Here is a 777-nt window from a genome sequence, read left to right as displayed (position 1 = left end):
GATGCTGTTTTGACGCTGCTCGGCTTCTTCCGTACTTACAACCCCCAAGCCATTATCGACCGCTACCACTTGGCCGAAAATGCCTACGACCAGAGCGATGTTGATTTGTTAATGAACATCACTGCCAAGCTCGGCTTTAAAGATGATTACGAGAAGGCTTCTGTCCGAATCTTAAATGACCTCCGCCAGGGGAAGCTCGGGACCTATACCCTGGATTTGATCAATGAGTGAGACAATCGCTCAAATTAAAACCGCTTTGCAAAGCGCCCAGGCCGATGATGCCCGCTTAACCGAGTGGCGTCAAGACACCCGCAAGGGGGTTGTTGCGGCCTTAGCTGCCTTTGACAAACGTCTTCAGGCCAAAGCCGACCAAAAGGCTGCATTTTTAGCCCGGTTTAGCGAGGAAGACCGTCTCTGGCAGGCAGGCTATTCCGCCATTGCCGGGGTTGATGAAGTTGGTCGGGGGCCGCTAGCTGGTCCCGTCGTGGCCGCCGCGGTGATTCTACCACCGACCTTTGACCAGTATGGCGTAATTGATTCCAAACAGGTCAGCTTAAAGCACCGGTTGGAGTACGTCGAAACCATTAAGGACGAGGCCATTGCTTACGGGGTCGGTGTGATTGATGCCCAAACCATTGATCAAGTTAACATCTACCAGGCTAGTCGACTCGCCATGAAAGCGGCGATTGAAAACCTGGACCAACCCGCCGATTACCTCTTAATCGATGCGATGACCGTTGACCTAGACATCCCCCAAGAATCCTTGATCAAGGGCGA

1 protein-coding gene and 1 pseudogene are annotated in these 777 nt (G+C 52.8%); both read left to right on the top strand.

Annotated elements, in window-relative coordinates; genetic code table 11:
* Positions 1-231: pseudogene (gene rbgA / locus AOQ29_RS08285) on the top strand (ribosome biogenesis GTPase YlqF); the annotation flags it as partial.
* Positions 224-777: ribonuclease HII (locus AOQ29_RS06695; protein ID WP_061993706.1), on the top strand; the 554-nt coding region annotated here is incomplete at its 3' end. The pseudogene rbgA and the gene AOQ29_RS06695, both read left to right, overlap by 8 nt.

The organism is Fructobacillus ficulneus, assembly GCF_001047075.2.
GTDB lineage: Bacteria > Bacillota > Bacilli > Lactobacillales > Lactobacillaceae > Fructobacillus > Fructobacillus ficulneus.
The sequence above is the reverse complement of the archived record's forward strand: the minus strand, read 5'-3'. Positions and strand labels throughout refer to the sequence as shown.